Origin of the sequence: Algoriphagus zhangzhouensis, from assembly GCF_900148515.1 — a bacterium.
GTDB classification, from domain to species: domain Bacteria; phylum Bacteroidota; class Bacteroidia; order Cytophagales; family Cyclobacteriaceae; genus Algoriphagus; species Algoriphagus zhangzhouensis.
In genome coordinates this window covers 908805-930766 of sequence record NZ_FRXN01000002.1, presented here as the reverse complement: position 1 = coordinate 930766, position 21962 = coordinate 908805, and the positions used below count along the sequence as shown (strand labels likewise).

At 40.2% G+C, this 21962-nt stretch carries 20 protein-coding genes; 13 read left to right on the top strand and 7 right to left on the bottom strand.

All coding sequences use genetic code 11. The annotated features are described in order from the left end of the window. Positions 1–71: 71 nt before the first annotated feature. The 4 genes from secDF to BUF13_RS09975 all read right to left on the bottom strand — a co-directional run bounded on the left by secDF (position 72) and on the right by BUF13_RS09975 (position 4761). The gene (gene secDF, locus BUF13_RS09990) at positions 72–3032 is read right to left on the bottom strand and encodes a protein translocase subunit SecDF (RefSeq protein ID WP_073571618.1); all 2961 of its coding nucleotides are present in this window, start codon (positions 3030–3032) and stop codon (positions 72–74) included. 93 nt (positions 3033–3125) lie between these two features. Beyond that, the gene (locus BUF13_RS09985; RefSeq protein ID WP_073571617.1) at positions 3126–3470 is read right to left on the bottom strand and encodes a hypothetical protein; all 345 of its coding nucleotides are present in this window, start codon (positions 3468–3470) and stop codon (positions 3126–3128) included. A 55-nt stretch (positions 3471–3525) separates the two neighbouring features. Beyond that, positions 3526–4146: a uridine kinase gene (gene udk, locus BUF13_RS09980; RefSeq protein ID WP_073571616.1), complete on the bottom strand. Its 621-nt coding sequence runs from the start codon at positions 4144–4146 to the stop codon at positions 3526–3528. 33 nt (positions 4147–4179) lie between these two features. Continuing rightward, positions 4180–4761, bottom strand: coding sequence for a non-canonical purine NTP diphosphatase (locus BUF13_RS09975; RefSeq protein ID WP_073571615.1), 582 nt, complete (start codon positions 4759–4761; stop codon positions 4180–4182). A gap of 98 nt (positions 4762–4859) precedes the next feature. On the opposite strand from BUF13_RS09975, the gene BUF13_RS09970 reads away from it, so the two are divergent. The 3 genes from BUF13_RS09970 (at position 4860) to BUF13_RS09960 (ending at position 6531) form a co-directional block, all read left to right on the top strand. After that, positions 4860–5423, top strand: a complete 564-nt coding sequence (locus BUF13_RS09970) for an LOG family protein (protein ID WP_073571614.1) — start codon at positions 4860–4862, stop codon at positions 5421–5423. A gap of 121 nt (positions 5424–5544) precedes the next feature. Further along, a complete protein-coding gene (locus tag BUF13_RS09965; protein ID WP_073571613.1) occupies positions 5545–5934 on the top strand; it encodes a four helix bundle protein in 390 nt (129 codons plus the stop codon). A gap of 93 nt (positions 5935–6027) precedes the next feature. Continuing rightward, complete coding sequence (locus BUF13_RS09960; protein ID WP_073571612.1) at positions 6028–6531, top strand: hypothetical protein; 504 nt, start codon at positions 6028–6030, stop codon at positions 6529–6531. Positions 6532–6595: 64 nt separating this feature from the next. Here the strand turns inward: BUF13_RS09960 and gndA are convergent, their stop codons facing one another. After that, positions 6596–8008 (bottom strand): NADP-dependent phosphogluconate dehydrogenase, encoded by a 1413-nt coding sequence (gndA, locus tag BUF13_RS09955; protein ID WP_073571611.1) that lies wholly within the window; start codon positions 8006–8008, stop codon positions 6596–6598. Between the two features lie 196 nt (positions 8009–8204). Here gndA and zwf point away from each other — a divergent pair, with 196 nt between their 5' ends. After that, positions 8205–9737, top strand: coding sequence for a glucose-6-phosphate dehydrogenase (zwf, locus tag BUF13_RS09950; protein ID WP_073571610.1), 1533 nt, complete (start codon positions 8205–8207; stop codon positions 9735–9737). Between the two features lie 27 nt (positions 9738–9764). Next, a complete protein-coding gene (gene pgl, locus BUF13_RS09945) occupies positions 9765–10478 on the top strand; it encodes a 6-phosphogluconolactonase (RefSeq protein ID WP_073571609.1) in 714 nt (237 codons plus the stop codon). A gap of 87 nt (positions 10479–10565) precedes the next feature. Here the strand turns inward: pgl and ruvB are convergent, their stop codons facing one another. Beyond that, on the bottom strand, positions 10566–11600 hold the full coding sequence (ruvB, locus tag BUF13_RS09940; RefSeq protein ID WP_073571608.1) for a Holliday junction branch migration DNA helicase RuvB: 1035 nt from the start codon (positions 11598–11600) through the stop codon (positions 10566–10568). 119 nt (positions 11601–11719) lie between these two features. On the opposite strand from ruvB, the gene BUF13_RS09935 reads away from it, so the two are divergent. The 5 genes from BUF13_RS09935 to acs all read left to right on the top strand — a co-directional run bounded on the left by BUF13_RS09935 (position 11720) and on the right by acs (position 17673). After that, a complete protein-coding gene (locus BUF13_RS09935) occupies positions 11720–12784 on the top strand; it encodes an FAD:protein FMN transferase (RefSeq protein ID WP_073571607.1) in 1065 nt (354 codons plus the stop codon). A 109-nt stretch (positions 12785–12893) separates the two neighbouring features. Further along, positions 12894–13649: a ZIP family metal transporter gene (locus tag BUF13_RS09930; protein WP_073571606.1), complete on the top strand. Its 756-nt coding sequence runs from the start codon at positions 12894–12896 to the stop codon at positions 13647–13649. 118 nt (positions 13650–13767) lie between these two features. Beyond that, positions 13768–14034, top strand: coding sequence for a DUF4212 domain-containing protein (locus BUF13_RS09925; protein ID WP_073571605.1), 267 nt, complete (start codon positions 13768–13770; stop codon positions 14032–14034). A gap of 12 nt (positions 14035–14046) precedes the next feature. Next, positions 14047–15732 (top strand): sodium:solute symporter family protein, encoded by a 1686-nt coding sequence (locus BUF13_RS09920; protein WP_073571604.1) that lies wholly within the window; start codon positions 14047–14049, stop codon positions 15730–15732. Positions 15733–15780: 48 nt separating this feature from the next. Next, on the top strand, positions 15781–17673 hold the full coding sequence (gene acs, locus BUF13_RS09915) for an acetate--CoA ligase (RefSeq protein ID WP_073571603.1): 1893 nt from the start codon (positions 15781–15783) through the stop codon (positions 17671–17673). Positions 17674–17736: 63 nt separating this feature from the next. Here the strand turns inward: acs and BUF13_RS20605 are convergent, their stop codons facing one another. Then, positions 17737–17907 carry a hypothetical protein gene (locus tag BUF13_RS20605; RefSeq protein WP_208327372.1) on the bottom strand — a complete coding sequence of 57 codons (171 nt, stop codon included), beginning with the start codon at positions 17905–17907 and terminating at the stop codon, positions 17737–17739. A 103-nt stretch (positions 17908–18010) separates the two neighbouring features. Between BUF13_RS20605 and BUF13_RS09910 the strand changes: the two genes are divergently transcribed. The 3 genes from BUF13_RS09910 (at position 18011) to BUF13_RS09900 (ending at position 21945) form a co-directional block, all read left to right on the top strand. Continuing rightward, complete coding sequence (locus BUF13_RS09910; protein ID WP_073571602.1) at positions 18011–19945, top strand: DUF294 nucleotidyltransferase-like domain-containing protein; 1935 nt, start codon at positions 18011–18013, stop codon at positions 19943–19945. Beyond that, a complete protein-coding gene (locus BUF13_RS09905) occupies positions 19942–20607 on the top strand; it encodes a 3'-5' exonuclease (protein ID WP_073571601.1) in 666 nt (221 codons plus the stop codon). Before BUF13_RS09910 ends, BUF13_RS09905 begins: the two co-directional genes overlap by 4 nt. A 93-nt stretch (positions 20608–20700) precedes the next feature. Beyond that, positions 20701–21945 carry an LGFP repeat-containing protein gene (locus tag BUF13_RS09900; protein WP_073571600.1) on the top strand — a complete coding sequence of 415 codons (1245 nt, stop codon included), beginning with the start codon at positions 20701–20703 and terminating at the stop codon, positions 21943–21945. Positions 21946–21962: the final 17 nt, after the last annotated feature.

The following is a 21962-nucleotide window of genomic DNA, read 5'->3' as shown; positions in this document are numbered from 1 at the left end:
TCTAAGATAAATACCAAAAAAGAAGGCCAACCCAAAATTGGGCTGGCCTTCTTTTTATAATTCAGCTTGTCTTAAGCTTTTTGCTTTTCTTTTTCTTGATCAAGTTCCTTTTTCATCAAATCCACTACAATAGGAGTAGCAATGTAAACTGATGAATATGTACCTACAACCACACCGATAAATAGTGCGAAAGAGAAACCTCTCAATACTTCACCACCGAATACCAATAGTACAAGTACTACGATCAAGGTAGTAAATGAAGTGATCAAAGTACGACCCAAAGTTTGGTTGATCGCATCATTGAATACTTTCACCAATTTACCTGTACCTCTATTTTCAAGGTTTTCACGAATACGGTCAAATACAATCACAGTATCGTTAATAGAGTAACCAATCACCGTCAATACTGCCGCGATAAATACCTGATCAATTTCGAATGTTGCCCCAAATGCACTAGCAATTGCAAATGCCGCGATCACAAACAAAGTATCGTGAATCAACGCAATGATAGAAGCAAGAGAGAACTGCCACTTACGGAATCTTACCAAGATATAAAGGAAGATAGCGATCAATGCTGCGATCATTGCCTCAGCAGAAGAAGCTTTGATGTCATCCGCTACTGTAGCTCCCACTTTAGAAGAACCAGTGATAGCAAATTGATTTGCTCCCAAATTTTCAGCATCCTCTGTGAAAGTCATTCCTGTCACGTTGGTGATACCTTCTTTTACTTTTTCTTCTACTTCTTTATTGGAAGCGTCATCATCTTCATTGATTAGGTAAGAGGTAGTCACTTTCAATACATTGTTTGCACCGTAAGTTTTCACCTCCACAGATCCGTCAAATTCAGAATCCAAACCAACTTTCAAGTCAGAAGGAACAACAGGCTGCTCGAATGCTACGATGTAAGATCTACCACCTGTGAAGTCAACACCGAATTTCAATCCACTGATAGCTGCGATAGCCAAACCAACTACGATGATACCTGTAGAGATCAAATAAGCTACTTTACGCTTGCTCAAGAAATCAAAGTTGATTCCAGTAAGCGCGTTTTTCGCAAATGGAGTAGCAAAGCTGATTGAGCTATTGTCACCTTTCTTGCTCATCCAAGAAACAATCACTCTCGTGATGAATACTGCTGAGAAGAAAGAGGATGCAATACCGATCATCAATACGATAGCAAATCCTTTAACAGGACCTTGACCCAATGCATAAAGGATCGCACCAGTCAAGAAGGTAGTTACGTTGGAGTCAAGGATTGCAGAGAAAGCCTTGTTGTAACCTGCATTGATTGCTGCCATCAGGCCAGCACCATTTCGAAGTTCTTCTTTGATACGCTCAAAGATCAATACGTTCGCATCAATCGACATACCGATTGTCAGTACGATACCAGCAATACCAGGCAAGGTCAATGCTGCTCCCAACTGAGCCAAAATACCCAAGATGAAGAAGATGTTGAATACCAATGCAGAGATAGCAACCAAACCACCTTTTGCATAGTAAGCAACCATAAATACTACTACGATTACCAAACCGGCAACCATAGAGATGATACCTTGGCTTTGAGCTTCTTTACCCAAAGTTGGACCAATGATGCTTTCTTCTACGATTTGAGTTGGAGCTGGTAGGGAACCAGACTTCAAAATATTCGCCAAATCTTGTGCCTCCTGAAGGGTAAAATTACCAGAGATTTCAGACTGACCAGAAGGAATTTCACCGTTTACAACTGGAGCAGTATAAACATAGTCATCCAATACAACAGCGATTCTACGTCCAATGTTTGATGCAGTCAAAGCTCTCCACTTTCTGGCACCTTCTGCATTCATTTGCATAGATACAGCTGGTCTTGAAGTTTGATCCAATGCTTGACGAGCATCAGTCACAACATCACCTTCCAAAGGAGCTTCATCTGTTCCTCTTGGAGCTTTGATAGCATATAGTTCCAACACCTCATCAGAAGTACCTTCTGGAGTGAATGGTTTTACACCCCAAAGCAATTTGATATCACGAGGCAAAAGAACATTGTAATCAGGATTCTTAAGAATTCTGTTGATAATCATGGTATCTCTCACTTCATAAGCCAATCCATAGTTTGGATACAATAGGCTGAAGATTGGAGAAACATCATTACTTGGATTCAATGGGTCAATTTCCGCCAATTGCTCTTCCAAAGCATTTCTTAGGGAGTCCTCAGTAGAAAGCTCTTCAGTAGCTCCAGTTTCATCAGAAGAAGCAGAAGTACTCTTATTTGAAGAAACCCAAGCAGAGTTGATAGCCTCAAGGCCACCACCCAATTCGTTTACTTCAGCAACTTCCCAGAATTGAAGTTTTGCAACACCTTGAAGCAAGTTTCTAACACGCTCTTGGTTATCCACACCTGGCAATTCGATCTGAATTCTACCAGAACCTTGGATTCTCTGAATGTTTGGCTGAGAAGTACCAAATCGGTCAATACGAGTTCTCAAAATGTTGAAAGAACGATCAATCGCATTTTCAACTTCAGTATCGATGATTTCTAAAATTTCAGAATCAGAAGATTCCAATGAGATTCTACCTCTGTTTGCCGCTGTAGCGAAAATGCTACTTAGGTTTTTTCCAGAGTTATTAGCCTGCCAAGCAGAATAGAATAGGTTTACAAACTTGTCTGTAGAAGTTTTGGAAGCTTCTTTGGCTTCGTCAACTGCCTTATTGAAACCAGCATCTTTTGGGTTACCAGCAAGTCCTTTGACGATTTCCACAGGGGAAACTTCCAAAGTAACATGCATACCACCTTGAAGGTCAAGACCAAGACCCAATTCGGTTTCTTTGATTTCCTGATAGGTGAAATCAGCACCTAGGAAATTGTAAACTGGCTCTCTCCAGATGGAATCTAGATAAGCTCTTCTCTGGCCAAAATCAACATTGCCAGAAGCATCCGTCGCATAAGCTGTTGCTTTTTGCTGGATGCCATTAGATACAAATGTGAATGACAAGTAATACAGACACAAGGCCGTAATCACAACTGTCAAAAACACAATGACACCTTTGTTTTGCATAGGAATTAGATATTAAATTATTATTGAGAATACACGAGAAGGCATTACTGCAACGCAGCATGCTAAATTAATTAGGCAGGAAAAAGAGTGAGTTTAGGGCCCCTTAGTGGATATAATCCGTTCAAAAAGTATTTCTCCCAGTTGATTGGGCTGGGGAATAGAAATCATATCGGCTACAAAAGAAGTAGGCTCGAAACTGATGATTTCATAAATCAAATAGAAAACTGAATGAGAAACATGCACTGCGAAAGGCACTACTGCATCTACAGCTACATTTAGAAATGTCTGATTCTGATCAGAATCACTGTGTTGCTCAGTTTGAACAGTCTCTTCAAGTGATGAGTATTCTACCGAAGAAATAAAGAAGCATAGCAATAACGCCAGCATCACTGCAATGCGCTGTTGGATTAATTTGCTATTTGATTTCTTGGAACTCATGCGCCGCAAATATAGCCAATATTTGAAACTCAAGCTGTTTTAGAGGTATTTTTTCCTATTTACCTGATTTTGAGCGCAAATAAGATCGTACTACATCGAGCGCCTTATCAAAATCATGATTGTTTGGAACGATCAGATCTGCATCACTTTTGAATGGCTCAATGTATTTTTCGTAGGTTGGCATCACATGCATCTCATAGCGATAAAGAACATCATCCAGATCATAGCCTCTCTCTACTTTGTCTCGAATGATTCTTCTTTTAAGCTTGATATGATCTTTTGCATCAATAAAAATTTTCAAATCCAATAGATCCGCCAACTCTGGATAGTATAAAACAAAAATGCCTTCCACAACCACTACTGGAGCAGAATTGAAAGTGAGCATTTTAGGCTTTTTGGAGGCATTATTAAATGTATATTCCTCACGCTCTACTGTTTCTCCTGCCTGAATTTTTCGAATATCTGCAGCATAAGCTTCAAAATCAATGCTATGCGGAGTATCAAAATTATGCACACCTTGGGCATCGACCGGCTGCATGTGGCGAGGCTTATAATAGTTGTCTTGAGAGATCAAACAAACCTCACCTGGCTCAAAAGTACTAAGCAGTCGCTCCAAAAATAATGTTTTCCCAGAGGCGGATCCGCCTGTAATGCCTACGATGAAAGGTTTTTGCATGAGCACAAAGTTAAAACTTTTTTTAGGCGTTTTTCAGAATTTTCTTTGGCGAAGGAATTCTACCAATGCTTTTACGGCTTTTCCACGATGGGAAATTTTGTTTTTATCCTCCAGACTGATTTCTGCAAAAGTCAATTCATAGCCTTCAGGCCTAAAAACCGGATCATAGCCAAATCCTTTTTCACCAACTCTGTGATCCAAAATCTCTCCTTTAGCTATTCCATCAAACTGATATTCTTTTCCATCTAATAGAAGTGCTATAACAGTTCGGAATCTCGCTTGACGATTTTCCTTGCCTGTCATGCTATCGAGTAATTTGTCAATATTACGCTCATCTGATCTAGGCTCCCCAGCATATCTACCAGAATAAACACCAGGAGCTCCATCTAAAGCCTCCACTTCAAGTCCGGTATCATCGGCAAAACAATCCACTCCATAATGATCTTTGACATGACGAGCTTTTTGAAAAGCGTTGAACTCTAATGTATCACCAGTCTCAGGCAGCTCTTCATGGCAACCAATATCTTCAAGTGAAACAATTTGAAACTCTGAACCCAAGGCGGCCTTCACCTCTTCTATTTTCTTCTTGTTGTTGGTAGCAAAGCAAATTTTCATAGTTCAAAAATAGTCAAAAAATAAAGTCTTGTTAATTTTCAAATTTTGGGGAATAGCCGCAAACAGCTAATTTCGAGTAAAGGCAAAAACCAATCCTCATGAAAAAAATAACGGTCTATTGTGGGTCAAGAACGGGAAATTCATCAGTGTATGAATCAGGTGTAAGAGCATTGGCTCAAGAAATGATCAAACGAGATCATTCCTTGGTCTATGGCGCAGGAAGAGTTGGGCTGATGGGCATCATTGCGGATGAACTCCTATCTGCAGGAAAAGAGGTGTTGGGTATCATTCCCCAAAAGCTCGTGGATCGAGAAGTTGCTCATACGGGATGTACTGAATTGATCGTGGTAGAGACCATGAGAGACAGAAAATGGCTAATGGCTGAAAGAGGGGATGGTTTTATCGCTATGCCTGGAGGGATCGGCACCTTGGAAGAGCTTTTTGAAATCATGACTCTCAACCAACTGCACTATATCCAAAAGCCTTTGGCGCTATATAATATCAATGGCTATTACGACAAATTGATTGACTTCTTGAATCATGCTATGGAGGAAGGATTTCTTTATCCGGAGCAAGAAGAGTTGCTGATCGTTTCGGATGATCCTGTGGAATTATTGGATCAGATGGCAGCTTACCAAGCAAAGAGGCCGGCAGATTGGTAAAATCTGAATTAGAGAATACGAGATTAAGAGATTAGAGAATGGAGATTAGATATTAATGTTAAAGGTTTAAAACTATATAATTATTTTATTAGTTTTAATTGAATCTACATCCCCAATTTTTATGGATAGGTCTGAAACTTTTGAAAACCTAAAGTGCTGGCAGCTTGTATATGCTTTAAAAAAGGAATTAAAAATTAAGGTTTTACCTCTTATTCCAAATTCAGAAAAATATGATCTCAAATCCCAAATTTTAAGAGCAGCTAGGTCATCAACTGCAAATATTGCAGAAGGTTGGGGAAGGTATCATTTTCTGGATTCGAATAAATTTTATTACAATGCCAGAGGGTCAATTTCAGAGTTATTGGACCATTTGATAGAGGCAAAAGATGAAAATTATATTTCAAATGAAACCTACTTAAAATTCCGTGAAATGGTTCTTGAATCACTCAAGGTCCTTAATGGTTTTATCTATTATTTAAAGAAAGAGCACTTAAACAATAAAAATCCGTAGAATACTTTAAATCTCCTTCAGAATCTCTTTTCTCTTAATCTCCATTCTCTTTTTAAAGTAATTCCCTATTTTTGTGGATTAGAAAAATCCAAGATGATCGAAAAACTCTTTCCATTAGACAAAAACTATATTCTAAGACAAGCTCAGTTTGTCATGGAAGAAGAGCTTTTGGAGCAAATGGTTTATGAGTTGAAGCGATCCTATACTTTTTTGTACAATCCATTGCAATTGATGGATGAAACTTACGCTAAGATCTTGGATACCAATGAATACCCGGTTGAAAGAATCCGAATGATCTATCGCCAACTTTGTGGAGTATACCGCTACAAACATGGAGACAATCAATTGGAATTATTATTTGATGGAAGATCTCACTTTGACAAGTTCAAGGAAGATTGGGAAAGGTCTTTCATCAAATACGTTCAAGAATTGGGACAGCATGAGCAATATGTAAAGACCATGCTGAGAATGACTATTTTGTTTGATACCGAATCCAGAGCCGAATGGTCAGAAAATCACTGCAAAGCATTTATCAATCAGTTCTTTGATCTCAAGGTTGTCAAAAGACAAGGAGAACTCAAACTGAAAGTAGGATAAAAAAAGGAAGCCAAATTTTTGACTTCCTTTTTTCTGCCTACTGAGACTGATCCCTGCAAACTTCTCAAGCTCCCCACTCGGTGTGGAAAATTCCTTCTCTGTCAATTCTTTCATAGGTATGTGAACCGAAATGATCTCTTTGCGCCTGGATCAAGTTCAATGGCAACTTGCTTGAAGTAAAGGCATCAAAATAACTCAAGGCTGAAAATAGTCCCGGAACTGGAACCCCGCTTTTTGCAGCAAAAGCCACTGTTTCACGAACAGCAGGAAGAGTTTCTTGAACCTGTTTTACAAATGAAGGTGCCAATAAAAGGTTCGTCAAACCTGGATTTGCCTCAAAAGCATCAGCGATATCTGCCAACAATCCAGCTCTGATAATACATCCAGCTCTCCAAATTTTGGCGATTTGAGACATATTTAACTCATAACCATATTCCTTGGAAGCTTCAGCCAATTGATTCAAGCCTTGAGCATAAGAAAGGATAAAAGAGAAATACAATGCCTTTTCAGCAAGCTCAATCAATTCTGCCTTTTCAATATGCTGTACAGCAGGTCTATCGTACAATTCGTCAGCCTTCACTCGCTCATCTTTCAATGCTGAAATCTCACGCATACTGACAGCCATATCGATGGTCGGTACAGGAATACCCAAATCCATTGCATTTTGAGATGTCCATTTCCCAGTTCCTTTTTGCTTTGCTTTGTCCAAAATCATATCGACTAAGCGAGCATCAGTCAAATCATCCTTTTGAAGGAAAATCTCAGAAGTGATTTCAACCAAAAAGGATTGAAGACGTCCTTGATTCCAAGAAGAAAATACCTCATGCAACTCATCATTGCTTAGATCAGCTGATTTTTTCAACAAATCATAGATCTCTGATGTCAACTGCATCATGGCATATTCGATTCCATTGTGAACCATCTTCACATAGTTACCTGCAGACTTCGGTCCCAAATAAGCTACGCAAGGCTCACCTTTATATTTAGCAGCAACAGCTTCGAAAATTGGTCTTACATGCTCATAAGCTTCCTTGTCTCCGCCTGGCATGATACTCGGACCTCTTCTTGCGCCTTTGGCACCACCAGAGACACCAGATCCAAAAAAGTGTAAGCCTTTGTCTTTCAAATAGGCTTCTCTGCGATCCGTATCCGTGTAGAACGAGTTTCCACCATCAATGATGATATCTCCTTGGTCCAAATGCGGCAACAAACTTTCGATCACCTGGTCTACGATTTTGCCCGCAGGGACCAAAAGCATGATTTTTCTTGGAGTAGACAAAGCTCCTACGAAAGTGCTCAAGTCTGAGGTTGCATTCACCTGATCAGGATTTCCTCCCTCTTCAATCAATGCTGAAACTTTTTCAGGATCTAAATCATAACCAAAAGCCTTAAACTTATTGTCAGCGACATTTAAGATAAAATTTCGGCCCATGACTCCCAGACCAACCAATCCAAAATCGAAATCTTTTTGCTCCATGATGTTATTCTAGCTACAATTTCCTGTAGCATTCTTTTTTTGTTGCGCGAGTTTAAAATAAATAAGCCCTATTTTTACGGCTTCAAATTCAAAATTAACTCATCCTGCGGAGCATGCGCGCTTTTTTCCAAAAAAGTATTCATAACCAGTCCAAAAATGATTTTCTGGACTACTCCCTATTAACTCTACTGACTTCATGAAAAAGACCCAAAACCAAATGCTAATCATTTTTGGAGCTTCGGGTGATTTGACGGCCAGAAAACTGATTCCTGCAATCTACAACCTCTATAAAGGAAGCCATTTACCTGAAAATTTTGTGGTTTTAGGGGTAAGCCGTAGCAATATGGACAGCGAGGAATTCAGGTCTAAAGTCGTTTTAGAAAGTGAATTTTTAAAAGATAAAATAGCTAAAGAGGATCCTGAATTCATTCAGAAATTTGCTGATAAGCTTTTCTATGAAGATCTAGGGACTGCTTACGATACTAGCTACGAAAAGCTTGCTAAAAGAATTAATGAGCTGGATAAGGACTATAAGACTGGGGGAAATCTAATTTTCTACCTTTCTACACCACCTAGCTTATATGAAACCATCGCCAAAAATCTTCATGACCAGGGATTGACTCAAGAAAATGGAGGATGGAAAAGAATTATCGTGGAGAAACCGTTTGGGTATGATTTGAAGTCTGCAAAGGAGTTGAATCAAGGTCTTCACACTTATTTCCACGAGGAGCAAGTATATAGAATTGATCACTACCTAGGTAAGGAAACAGTCCAAAATCTACTGGTAACCCGATTCTCCAACTCGATTTTTGAACCCCTTTGGAATCGCCGATATATCCATCATATCGAAATCACTAATGCTGAAACCGTAGGCGTAGAGCAAAGAGGTGGTTATTATGATAAATCTGGTGCTTTCCGTGACATGTTCCAAAGTCACTTGCTTCAGATAGTATCCTTGATCGTGATGGAGCCGCCAATTAGCGCTGATCCTGAAGAGATTCGTGATGAAAAAGTGAAAGCTTTGAAGTCAATTAGAATCATGAAGGATGAAGAAACCATCATCAAGAATACACTTCGAGGCCAATATGTAAGCTCTACGATCAATGGAAAGAAAGTAAAAGGCTACCGTGAAGAAACTGGTGTAAATCCAGAATCTACAACTGAGACTTTCGCTGCCATCAAGTTCTTTGTGGACAACTGGAGATGGAAAGACGTTCCGTTCTATGTGAGAACTGGAAAGGCAATGCCAACTAAAGTGACTGAAATAGTCATTCACTTTAAAACTCCTCATCACGAGGTGTTCAAGAGTCAGGATGTCTATAGAAAAGACAATAAATTGATCATCAGGATCCAGCCAGACGAAGGAATCTTGTTGAAATTCGGCGTGAAAGTGCCAGGTCTAGGCTTCCATGTGGAGCAGGCAAATATGGATTTTTATTATTCTGATTTGGATTCTGCTCAAGTAATGGATGCCTACGAAAGATTGCTTTTGGATGCAATGCAAGGCGATACCACGCTTTATGCCCGTGCGGATGAAGTAGAAGCTGCTTGGAGATTTGTGGATCCTATTCTGAACTGTTGGGAAAATCATCCGGCTGTCAATACTTACGGATATGCGGCAGGAACTTGGGGACCTAGAAATTCAGACGATTTGATCGAAGATAGCTTTGGTTGGAGGAACCCAGGAGATCTTTTGACAGATGAGTCAGGGTTCTGCGTTTTGTGTTAATTGATTAAAAAATAAAAATACCTCATCATGGAAATCCAAGTCTTGGAAAACAAGCAGGAAGTAGCTAAAACTTTTTCGGAATACTTTGCCCAATTGGCTAAAACCAAAGAAAAGCTTCACGTGGCATTGTCTGGAGGAAGTACCCCTAAAATAGTTTTTGACTATTTGGCTGAGAATTTCGGAACAGAGATCGATTGGAATAAAATCTATTTCTATTGGGGAGATGAAAGGTGTGTCCCTCCAACAGATTCGGAGAGTAACTACAAAATGACTGTGGATCATCTGCTTTCTAAAATTTCAATCCCTGATGAGAATATTTTCAGAGTTTTGGGAGAAAATGATCCTGAGGAGGAGGCTGTTCGATATGGAGAAGTCCTAGAAAACACCCTTCCACTGGAAAAAGGAATCCCTCAATTCGACCTAGTAATTTTGGGAATGGGAGATGATGGACATACAGCATCCATTTTCCCAAATTCCATTTACCTATGGGATTCTTCTAGAAACTGTAAAGTTGCTACTCATCCTGACTCAGGACAAAAACGAGTGACAATCACCGGACGTATTATTAATCAAGCTGAAGAAGTAGCCTTTTTGGTAACAGGAGCCAGCAAGAAAGAGAAGGTTCGTGAGGTCATCAAAAGGGAAGGAGAATTCAATTCTTATCCTGCCAGCATGGTCAATCCCACAAGCGGAAAACTGATCTGGTTTATGGATAAAGATGCTGCTGAAAAAATCAGCTGATTTAGTCAAAATCAATTCTAAAAAATTAAAGGCAAGGTTGAAATTCTCTTTCAACCTTGCCCTTTTAATTTCCAGAGGAAATGGGAATTAGAGGCCTTCAAACAAAGTCCCTGTCCCGGAGTTAGGCTTGATATTCAAATGTTTATATGCCAATTCTGTCGCAACTCGACCTCTGGCAGTTCTTTTCATATAGCCCTCCTGAATCAAAAAGGGCTCGTATACTTCCTCGATTGTTTCTGCTTCCTCACCGCATGCTGTGGCGATTGTTCCCAAACCAACTGGCCCACCTTTGAATTTCTCAATGATGGTCGTCAATATTCGGTTATCCATATCATCCAGCCCATTTTCATCCACATCAAGTGCATTCAAAGCTATTTTGGCAATATCCAAAGTGATCGTTCCGTCTCCTTTGACCTCAGCAAAATCTCTGGTTCTTCTCAAAAGCATGTTTGCAATACGGGGTGTTCCACGGCTCCTTCTGGCGATTTCATAAGCTGCAACTTCCTCAATTGGAGTTTCCAAAATCCCAGAGGATCGAGACACGATATCTGTCAAGAGCTTAGCATCGTAATATTCCAATCGGGAATTGATTCCAAATCTTGCTCTCAATGGAGATGTCAGCAATCCTGATCTGGTAGTCGCTCCAATCAAAGTAAATGGACTCAAAGAAATCTGAACTGAGCGGGCATTCGGCCCTGAATCCAACATGATATCGATTCTGAAATCCTCCATCGCAGAATACAAGTATTCCTCCACAATAGGGTTCAATCGGTGGATCTCATCAATAAAAAGTACATCGCCTTCCTCCAAATTCGTCAGCAAGCCTGCTAAATCAGAAGGTTTATCCAAAACTGGACCTGAAGTGATTTTAATTCCTGCCTGAAGCTCATTGGCGATGATATGGCTTAAGGTAGTTTTGCCCAATCCCGGAGGACCATGCAGCAGGACATGATCCAAAGGCTCATTTCTCCTTTTGGCAGCTAATACAAATACGCGCAAATTCTCGACAATTTTTGCCTGACCTGTAAAATCTTCAAAACTCAATGGACGAAGTGCTCTTTCAAATTCCCGATCCTTCGGGCTCAAATGCTCTTCATCTCCCTGCAAATAGTCTTCTCTCATGGATTCTTCTTAGCCTACAAATATAGAAATTTAAGATAGCGGAACTTTTACTTTTTGCCTCATCTAACGAGTTTTGTAAGCAAAAATAAGCCTTAACTTTGCAGCAAATTTGAAAATCCATGCGATCCAATACCCGTAAAAATATCGTCTATTCCTTAGTTCTTCTTTTGATGGTGGCTCTAGTTTATACCTGGAGAAACCGAGAACAAACTCCAGAAGTAACTTTGGATGAGCCATCTGAAGCAGGTAAAATCACTCTTGCAGGCAAGACGATGGGGACCACCTACAACATCACCTATTTGGATCAGGAAAACAGAGACTTTCAAAACTCCATTGACTCCCTTTTAGTGGTTTTCAACCAAAGTTTATCTACCTATATTCCAGATTCTGAACTTAGCCAATTCAACCAAAAAGATACGCTGGAATTCAATTTGCCTTTTTTTCCAGAGATTTTAAATGCTTCCAAAGCTATCTACACCCAAACAAACGGGGCATTTGATCCGACTGTGGGTCCTTTGGTAAATATCTGGGGATTTGGACCAACAGGTCCTGAATTGAAAGACTCTGTGGACATCCAAACCATGGTGAGAAGTGTCGGTTTTGATAAAATTGAATTTGACAATCAGAAAGTCATCAAGAAAAATCACGAAATCTATCTTGACTTTTCAGCTATCGCTAAAGGTCAGGGAGTGGATGTAGTAGGTAAGTTTTTGACGAGCAAAGGAATTTCAAACTTCCTGGTAGAAATCGGAGGAGAGCTGGTAGCGAGAGGTACCAATGATAAGGGGGAACTTTGGAAAGTTGGTGTAAACAGACCAGAGGAAGAATCCAATGCGTCGGAGCTTTTCAGCATTATTGCATTGAATAACAGAGGAATGGCGACCTCTGGAAATTATAGAAACTTCTATGTTAAAGACTCAGTGAAAATCTCTCATACGATCGATCCAAAAACTGGCTACCCTGTTAGACACAACTTACTTAGCGCGACTGTTCTGGCGAAAAACTGCATGACTGCTGATGCCTTTGCCACTGCCATGATGGTGATGGGAACAGATGAGGCTATCAAATTGGCCGATTCTCATTCTGAATTGGAAGTGTTTTTAATCTTCAGTAAGCCTGATGGCACATATGGGTCCTACACTAGCGAAAGCCTAAAACCTTATCTTTCCTTTATAACTGAATAAGGATTTTCAAGAAGTTTGAAATAAATGCAACATTATTGAATTTTATTACCTTTGCGGAGGTTATCAATCAAGCTTTTCCCCAAAACCAATTGGAAAAGCTGAAAATTGCATGGGACTAAACTTTATTCTTCTTTTTCTAACAGCCATGATTGCGGGCTCCTTGGTGTTTTTTGCCCCAAACTTCAAGGATAAATACTTCAAATTGGTCTTGGTTTTTGCGGGATCCTATCTTTTCTCGATTACTATCATCCATATTATCCCTGAGCTTTTTTCAAGTGCAACCGATGCCTCCAAAATGGGGCTATACATTCTGATTGGTTTCCTATTCCAACAAATCTTGGAATTTCTTTCCAGCGGAATCGAGCACGGACATATTCACTTACACCACCATGGCCATGGAAAAAGTGGTGTTTTGACAGTTATGTTAGGGCTATTCATACACTCCTTTTTGGAAGGGACTTTACTTTCGCATGGCACTTTGATTGAGGATGTTTCTTCATCAGTTGGCCATGTACACAGCGGAAAGTCGGTACTCCTGGGAATTATCATGCATAAAGGCCCAGCTGCATTTGCTTTGGCAGCAGTCTTATCCTCTGTGATGAGTAAAAAATGGACGCTTATCCTTTTGACATTATTCGCTCTTTCTTCTCCTTTGGGAATGTTTTCAAGCTCTTTCCTTTTCCAAAATGATCTAATAGGCAAAGAAGGAATCGGAATTTTGTATGGCTTGGTTGCAGGTGGTTTTCTTCACATATCTACCACTATTTTCTTCGAAAGCAGTCCTCACCACAAGCTCCAAATCAGCAAGCTTATGGTAAGTTTCTTGGCTGCTGGATTGGCAATTATTTCAGAGTTTTTGCTCTAAAAATTCATTAAGATCTTAAGACTTAATTAAAATTTTTAAATTTTCCCCAAAAGGGTTGCTTTTGCATACTTAGACCTGCTACTTTATATGCTCAACCACAGCATAAGCAAAACAATCTATGCCTTCCGAACCCAAAATAAATACAAAAGGATACTGGAGGAAAAATCTCCAAACCTTATTTATCCTACTTTTCATCTGGTTTTTAGTCTCATTTGGCTTCGGAGTCCTTTGGGTAGAAGAACTCAATCAAATCCGTCTGGGAGGATTTAAACTGGGATTCTGGTTTGCCCAGCAAGGATCCATTTATGTTTTTGTCTTATTGATTTTTGTCTACGTGTATCGAATGAACAAGCTGGACAAGGAATTTGATGTTCACGAAGATTAATCCCAAAATCACATGGAAATCCTTACCTGGACCTATTTATTAGTCGGAATATCATTTGCCATATATATAGGCATCGCAATCTGGACACGTGCCGGATCTACCAAAGAATTTTATGTTGCTGGAGGAGGCGTATCTCCATTAGCCAATGGAATGGCAACAGCCGCTGACTGGATGTCTGCAGCCTCCTTTATATCCATGGCAGGAATCATTGCCTTTGCAGGATATGATGGATCAGTTTACCTCATGGGATGGACTGGAGGTTATGTACTGTTAGCTTTATTACTAGCGCCTTACCTTCGGAAATTCGGAAAATTCACTGTTCCTGATTTTGTGGGAGACCGATATTATTCAAAAACAGCCAAAATCGTCGCTGTCATTTGCGCTCTATTTATCTCTTTCACCTATGTCGCAGGACAAATGAGAGGAGTGGGAATTGTCTTTTCCCGCTATCTAGAAGTTCCTATCGAATGGGGAGTAGTCATTGGAATGTGCATCGTTTTCTTCTACGCTGTTTTGGGAGGAATGAAAGGGATCACCTACACTCAAGTCGCCCAATATTGCGTTTTGATCTTTGCCTACATGGTTCCAGCGATTTTCATTTCAATGCAATTGACCGGAAACCCGATTCCTCAATTAGGCTTGGGTGGTGAAGTTTCAGATGGGACTTACCTACTGGACAAGCTTGACGGCGTATTGGCGGATTTGGGATTTGCTGAATATACCTCAGGAAGAAAAGGAATGATGGACATGTTTATGATCACTTTGGCATTAATGGTGGGAACAGCAGGTCTTCCTCATGTGATCGTCCGATTTTTCACAGTTCCAAAAGTAAAAGATGCGAGGCTATCAGCAGGATATGCTTTGGTCTTCATTGCTATTCTATACACGACGGCACCAGCCATTGCTGCATTCGGAATTTACAATGCCATCAATTCTACCTCCGAGAAAAAAGTGAGCGAATTGCCAGCTTGGATCAGTACTTGGCAAAAGACTGATTTGATCAAAGTAGATGATAAAAATGGAGATGGAATCGTGCAGTACCTACCTGATCAAGAGAAGAATGAATTGAGCATCGACCGGGATATCATGGTCTTGGCTTCCCCTGAGATAGCAGAATTGCCAAACTGGGTAGTGGGATTGGTAGCTGCTGGTGCTATGGCTGCAGCACTATCCACAGCAGCAGGGCTTCTGCTTGTCATTTCCACTTCAGTTTCGAGAGATTTATTCAAAACTTTTAAACCAGAAATATCCGAGAAAAAAGAACTTCGAATTGCACGGATAGCAGCGGCAGGAGCAGTGATTTTGGCGGGTTATTTTGGTGTCAACCCTCCGGGATTTGTAGCACAAGTGGTAGCATTTGCATTTGGCTTGGCAGCAGCTTCTTTTTTCCCTGTCATTATTATGGGAATATTCTCCGACCGAATAAATAAGGAAGGTGCTATTGCTGGAATGTTGACAGGTTTAGTATTCACTTTGGCGTATATTATTTACTTCAAATTCATCAGTCCTGAATTGAATACCGCCGAGAATTGGTGGTTTGGAGTTTCTCCGGAAGGGATAGGCTCCATAGGCATGATCCTCAACTTTCTTGTTTGTATCTTAGTTTCCAGCTTTACCCCTGCACCTCCAAAAGAAGTTCAGGAAATGGTACAAGATATCCGAATTCCAAGAGGGGCTGGACAAGCCAGCGATCATTAAAAGATTATACGGGAGTTTACTCCTTTTACAATAAACCTAAGTTTCATCATGAGTGATAGATTACATACCCTAAGCGGTTATTTGTACGAATATCAAAAAAGTGTGACTCAGCCTGAGGAGTTTTGGGCTAGAATCGCAGATTCCTTTTACTGGAGAAAAAGATGGTCTAAGACCTTAAAATGGAATTTTAAAGATCCGGATGTCAAGTGGTTTGTCAACGGAAAGCTGAATATCACTGAGAATATCTTCGAAAGAAACATGTTCACCATGGCGGATCGTCCAGCTATTATCTGGGAACCCAATGATCCGAATGAAGCCAGCAGAACACTTACCTACAAGGAACTTTTCCACGAGGTTTGCCGCTTTGCCAATGCCTTAAAGGCAAAAGGAATCGAAAAAGGGGACCGAGTAATCATCTACATGCCGATGGTACCTGAAGCGGCAGTTGCAATGCTAGCTTGTGCACGTATTGGAGCTATCCACTCAGTAGTCTTTGCAGGATTTTCGGCCTCAGCATTGGCAGATAGAATCAAGGATTGCGGAGCAAAAGCTGTACTTACCTCAGATGGAAACTTCCGTGGAAGCAAAAAAATCGCAGTCAAAGGTCTAGTAGATGAAGCTTTGGAAAAATCTCCTGTAGACACGGTGATTGTCTATCAGAGAACTCATCAGGAAATTACCATGAAAGAAGGTCGTGACTTCTGGTGGCATGATGCAGTAGCTGATCAAGCAGACACCAACGTCGCAGAAGAGATGGATTCAGAGGATATGCTATTTATCCTATATACTTCAGGTTCCACCGGTAAACCAAAAGGGGTAGTCCATACGACTGGAGGATACATGGTCTATACCAAATATTCCTTCGAAAATGTATTCCAATACTCTCCTGGAGATGTATACTGGTGTACAGCGGATATTGGCTGGATCACTGGTCACTCTTATATCGTTTACGGTCCTCTTTTGTGTGGAGCTACAACCTTGATGTTTGAGGGAGTGCCTACTTATCCAGATGCCGGTCGCTTCTGGGCGGTAGTGGAAAAGCATAAAGTCAACCAATTCTACACAGCCCCAACTGCTATCAGAGCATTGCAGGCATATGGTACCGAACCTATTCAAGGATATGATTTGAGTTCATTGAAAGTATTGGGTTCTGTAGGAGAGCCAATCAACGAAGAAGCTTGGCACTGGTATCATACGCATATCGGAAAAGACAAATGTCCAATCGTGGATACCTGGTGGCAGACTGAAACTGGTGGAATCATGGTTTCACCATTGGCGGGAATTACTCCAACCAAACCAGCCTATGCAACTCTACCACTTCCTGGTATCCAACTTTGTATTGTTGATGCAGATGGAAATGAACTAACTGGAAATGGAGTGGAAGGAAACCTTTGTGTCAAATTCCCATGGCCATCGATGATCCGAACAACATACGGCGACCATGACCGATGCAAACAAACATATTTCTCAACCTATCCAAATATGTATTTCACCGGAGATGGTGTGAAAAGAGATCATGATGGATACTACAGAATCCTAGGTCGTGTAGATGATGTAATCAACGTTTCTGGACATAGAATGGGAACTGCAGAAGTTGAAAACGCGATCAATGAGCATCCTAAAGTGATTGAATCTGCGGTGGTAGGTTATCCACATGAGGTCAAAGGACAAGGCATTTATGCTTATGTGATTTGTGATTTGACTAATAGAACCGAAGAAAACTTGATTCAAGAAATCAAGGATTCGGTTTCTAAAATCATTGGTCCAATTGCGAAACCAGATAAAATTCAATTGGTACCTGGTTTGCCAAAAACTAGATCAGGTAAAATTATGAGACGTATCCTTAGAAAAGTTGCTGAAAACAGCCTGGACAATATGGGAGACACTAGTACTCTCCTTGATCCAGAAGTAGTGAAGCAGATTATTGAAGGAAGGAAATAAAATAGACATCAAACTCAAGACAATAGACACTAGAATTTCTGGTGTCTATTGTTTTTTAAAGCCTTAGAGTTTGGGAGTGTCATCTTCCTCTTCCGCATCTATTTCAATAGAGGAAACAATAGAATCTGGAGAATCCATCTCTTGCTTGTAAAAATTATGAACCCCAACCATAAAGGCTACAATTAAGGCCCAAAGGAGATTTTTAATACTTCTAAAAACGGCTCTTCCTGACATCATTTATCTGATTTAAAGGAATTTACAAATCAAATTTAGAACCAATTTTAGTCTAAGACATTCTGTCAGCAATTTTCTAAATTGAAATCAGTATTTTCATCACATGGCCAATGTAATTGTCAAGCGAGTTCAGGAGTTTTTGAAAAGGTTCCCCCCTTTTTCATTTTTGAAACCCTCTGATCTTGAACTAGTGGCCAGCCAAGTGGAAGTCCAGTTTTTGGCAAAAGAAGAGATACTTTTTAAGAAAAATGAAGCTGCTAGACCACACTTTTACATCTTAAAAGAAGGTCAGATCGGACTCTATGATCAAAATGAAATCAAGGATTATTGCGATGAGGGGGATGTATTTGGTGTTCTAGCACTTTTAGGAAAAAGACCCTATATCTATGAGGCAAAGGTCGAAGTTGATTCTTTGGTCTATAGTATTCCAGTATCTGTATTTGAAGAGATATTAGAAAAAAACTCAAAGGTTGCCCTGTACTTTGCTGCAGGATTCGCATCTGGTCAAGTGGTAGTAAGACAGGACTTATCCACAGGCCAAAAGGCACGAGGAGTTCTAAAAAAAGACAATCAGGATCACTCCCTTTTGATTTTCTCAGATCCTAGTCAAATCCAATTTTCAGAAAGAGTTATCCACATTGACCTCAATGCCACTGTTCAGGAGGCAGCACAAAAAATGGCTTCTGAATCTGTAAGCTCGATCGTCGTTTGCGGGGAGAACCAAATCCCTTTGGGAATCATCACGGACAAGGACCTCCGAAGTAAAGTGGTTGCTCAAGCCTTACCTTTGAATACGAAAGTAGATCATGTCATGAGCAGTCCGGTCATTACCAAAAAGAAAGATGCCGGCTTCTCGGACCTTTATCTTTCCATGATCAAAAACAGACTCCATCATTTGATATTGACAGAGGACGGAAGCCCAAACAGTCCTATTTGTGGGATTCTTTCAGACCACGATGTCTTGCTCTCCATGGGAAATAGTCCAGCGGTTTTGATTCATGCTTTGCTCAATACTGAAATGGTCTCAGAAATGAAATCCATTCGGGATAGGGCAGAAACAATGCTGAAATATTACTTGGAAAATGAGGTTTCTATGGACTTTGTGGCGTCTGTCCTGACAGAAATCAACGATGTGATTATACAACAAGCCGTAAAAATTGCTCAAAACAAACTATCTGAAGAGTTTCCTCAGATGAAATCTATTCGCTTCGTATTTCTATGTTTGGGATCCGAGGGTAGGGAAGAGCAATTACTTCGAACTGATTTGGATAATGCAATTCTATATGAAGATGTACCTAAAGAACTCGAGAAAATCGCAGCAGATTATTTCTTACAATTAGGAACAGAAGTGGTCGAAATTCTATTGGCTTGTGGGTTTTCGCCTTGTCCGGGTGAAATCATGGCTTCCAATCCCAAGTGGAATCAACCTTTAAGCCGATGGAAAAAATATTTTTCAGATTGGATCCTCACTCCAACACCTGAAGCCCTGTTGCGGGCCTCTATTTTTTATGATTTCAGACCTATTGCTGGATTTAATGGTCTTTCTGAGGAACTATCTCTTCATGTTTATGAAAACATTCAAAAGAAAAAGGGATTCCTATCCTATCTAGGTCAAAATGCATTTTTATCTCCACCTCCACTGGGATTCTTCAAGGATTTTATTGTAGAAAAAAGCCAAGAACATCGAGATCAATTTGATATTAAGGCAAGAGCCATGATGCCTTTGACTGACTTGGCTAGACTACTCATTTTAAGCTACGGAGTGGTAGGTATTAACAATACCTTCAAAAGATTTGAAAAGCTATGTGAATTGGAACCTCAAAATGCCCAACTCTTCACTCAAGCAGGAAAAGCTTATGAAATTTTGATGAGAATGAGAGCCTTAGAAGGTTTGGAAAATCAAAATAACGGACGATACATTCGTCCTGAAAACATGGGTAAATTGCAGCGTCAGTTGCTTAAAAGTACTTTTGCACCTATTTCAGAATTGCAGGAAATCGTCAGGATCAGATTTCAACTAGACTTGCTCAGATCATGAGTTGGTGGCCATTTTCCAAGAAAAAAGAAGACTCAAGAACTTTCGTTCAGGAATTTTTGGAACAATCGAAAGTCAAAACCCCTGGCATACGATCTATCCAACAATTGAGCTTTGTAGTATTGGATACAGAAACCACAGGCCTCAATCCTGCCAAAGATCATATCCTCTCTTTTGGAGCAGTCAAAATCGAGGAAGGCAAAATTAGAATCAATTCAAGCCTTGAGCTTTATCCTGAATCAGATCGAGAAATAGGGAAATCGGCTGAAATTCACGGGATTACCCAAAGACCCGAAACCATCAGCCAAGAAGAATTTTCAAGAACTCTACTGCCATATTTGGGAAACTCCATCCTCGTTGGTCAACATATACATTTTGATAAATCTATGCTGGAAAAAATTACTGGGATTCCTTCTTTTCCCAATCCAATGATTGATACTGCGAATTTTGCCTTACGATTGGAAAAGGGACCTCAAGCAAATTGGAATCATGTAAACAGTAAAGATTATAGCTTGGATCAACTTTGTGAGAGATATGGTATTCAAACTGAAGACAGACATACAGCGTCTGGCGATGCTTTTTTGACAGCCCAGCTTTTCCTCAAACTTTTGAAAATAGCTCAGTCTAAAGGCATTCAAACTTATGGAGAACTAATAAAATCGTAATCTCCTGAAAACCAAATATTTATTTGATTTTTTTCTAGATTTTTTTTACCTTTTTGTAGATAATTTTTCAATCAAATTAAAATTTTTAGGCCTATGTCAAAATTTCGAATTGATCCACAATTGGTCTTGGATGCTACCCTGCATGAAAAGCTAATCAAGGATTTAAATTTCACTCCACTTCACCCTATCACTGTCAAATATTGGCAACTAGGAGGCGCAAGTGGTTGGCTTGGAACCCATACCACATCCATTCTAACTTGCCCTGATGGAGTTGGTCAGTTCCAGCATTATGTCAACGGTTCCATTTACTATCACCCTTCCGAAGGGGCGCATGAAGTTCATGGATTAATAAAAGCTAGGTGGAAGTCATTGGGTTGGGAAAGAAGTTTTTTGGGATATCCAAAAACTGACGAAACCAAAACTCCTGATAATATCGGGCGATTCAATCACTTCCAAGGAGGTAGTATTTATTGGTCTCCAAGTACTGGTGCATGGGAAGTGCACGGAGCAATCCGATCCAAATATGCCAGTTTGGGATGGGAAAGAAGTTTTCTGAAATATCCACTAACCAATGAAACCACCACTCCTGATGGAGTAGGGAGATTTAATCATTTCCAGGGCGGAAGCATTTACTGGACACCAAGTACAGGAGCTCATGAAGTTCATGGAGCAATCCGAGCACATTGGGCCTCTTTAGGCTGGGAGAAAAGTTTCTTAAAATACCCTATTTCTGATGAATTGGTAGTTTTTGGTGGAGCAGGAAGAATCAGCCATTTCCAAGGCGGAAGTATCTACTGGTCTCCGACAGCAGGAATTAGAGTCTTGAAAGAAAAAGTCAGAGTCCACGTGAAAATCTTGACAGCGCCAACCTCCTTTACCCTTGATGAGCAATTTGCAGCAATGCAAGAAGTCTTTGCCATTGCAGGGATTCGGGTAGACTGTGCTTCAACTCAAAACTTAAGTCTTCCAAGCCTCAATGACGTCGATGTCGGAAGTTGTATGATGGGATCTACCACCTCAGAGCAAAATTCTTTGTTCAACAATAGGGATTTTGTAGGTTCTAAAGATCTGGTGGTTTATTATGTCCGAAGTACTGTGCCTGGGTATAACGGTTGTGCCTCGCATCCATCTGGCAAACCGGGTTGTGTGGTAGTAAGGTCTGCCAGTAGATGGACTTTAGGACATGAATTTGGGCATGTGTTAGGTTTGAATCATGTGAATAACAATGATCGTTTGATGACTGGGAATGGAACATTTAACATCACCAATCCTCCACCGAACCTGACTAGCTCAGAATCCTCTACAATGAGAAACAGCAGTTTAAGTACCAATATCTAACCAAACTCTTAGAAATC

Excerpts from the sequence above, each read along its gene's own strand:
- secDF (WP_073571618.1), bottom strand. The coding sequence starts at position 3,032 with ATGCAAAACAAAGGTGTCATTGTGTTTTTGACAGTTGTGATTACGGCC.
- BUF13_RS09985 (WP_073571617.1), bottom strand. The coding sequence starts at position 3,470 with ATGAGTTCCAAGAAATCAAATAGCAAATTAATCCAACAGCGCATTGCA.
- udk (WP_073571616.1), bottom strand. The coding sequence starts at position 4,146 with ATGCAAAAACCTTTCATCGTAGGCATTACAGGCGGATCCGCCTCTGGG.
- BUF13_RS09975 (WP_073571615.1), bottom strand. The coding sequence starts at position 4,761 with ATGAAAATTTGCTTTGCTACCAACAACAAGAAGAAAATAGAAGAGGTG.
- BUF13_RS09970 (WP_073571614.1), top strand. The coding sequence starts at position 4,860 with ATGAAAAAAATAACGGTCTATTGTGGGTCAAGAACGGGAAATTCATCA.
- BUF13_RS09965 (WP_073571613.1), top strand. The coding sequence starts at position 5,545 with ATGGATAGGTCTGAAACTTTTGAAAACCTAAAGTGCTGGCAGCTTGTA.
- BUF13_RS09960 (WP_073571612.1), top strand. The coding sequence starts at position 6,028 with ATGATCGAAAAACTCTTTCCATTAGACAAAAACTATATTCTAAGACAA.
- gndA (WP_073571611.1), bottom strand. The coding sequence starts at position 8,008 with ATGGAGCAAAAAGATTTCGATTTTGGATTGGTTGGTCTGGGAGTCATG.
- zwf (WP_073571610.1), top strand. The coding sequence starts at position 8,205 with ATGAAAAAGACCCAAAACCAAATGCTAATCATTTTTGGAGCTTCGGGT.
- pgl (WP_073571609.1), top strand. The coding sequence starts at position 9,765 with ATGGAAATCCAAGTCTTGGAAAACAAGCAGGAAGTAGCTAAAACTTTT.
- ruvB (WP_073571608.1), bottom strand. The coding sequence starts at position 11,600 with ATGAGAGAAGACTATTTGCAGGGAGATGAAGAGCATTTGAGCCCGAAG.
- BUF13_RS09935 (WP_073571607.1), top strand. The coding sequence starts at position 11,720 with ATGCGATCCAATACCCGTAAAAATATCGTCTATTCCTTAGTTCTTCTT.
- BUF13_RS09930 (WP_073571606.1), top strand. The coding sequence starts at position 12,894 with ATGGGACTAAACTTTATTCTTCTTTTTCTAACAGCCATGATTGCGGGC.
- BUF13_RS09925 (WP_073571605.1), top strand. The coding sequence starts at position 13,768 with ATGCCTTCCGAACCCAAAATAAATACAAAAGGATACTGGAGGAAAAAT.
- BUF13_RS09920 (WP_073571604.1), top strand. The coding sequence starts at position 14,047 with ATGGAAATCCTTACCTGGACCTATTTATTAGTCGGAATATCATTTGCC.
- acs (WP_073571603.1), top strand. The coding sequence starts at position 15,781 with ATGAGTGATAGATTACATACCCTAAGCGGTTATTTGTACGAATATCAA.
- BUF13_RS20605 (WP_208327372.1), bottom strand. The coding sequence starts at position 17,907 with ATGTCAGGAAGAGCCGTTTTTAGAAGTATTAAAAATCTCCTTTGGGCC.
- BUF13_RS09910 (WP_073571602.1), top strand. The coding sequence starts at position 18,011 with ATGGCCAATGTAATTGTCAAGCGAGTTCAGGAGTTTTTGAAAAGGTTC.
- BUF13_RS09905 (WP_073571601.1), top strand. The coding sequence starts at position 19,942 with ATGAGTTGGTGGCCATTTTCCAAGAAAAAAGAAGACTCAAGAACTTTC.
- BUF13_RS09900 (WP_073571600.1), top strand. The coding sequence starts at position 20,701 with ATGTCAAAATTTCGAATTGATCCACAATTGGTCTTGGATGCTACCCTG.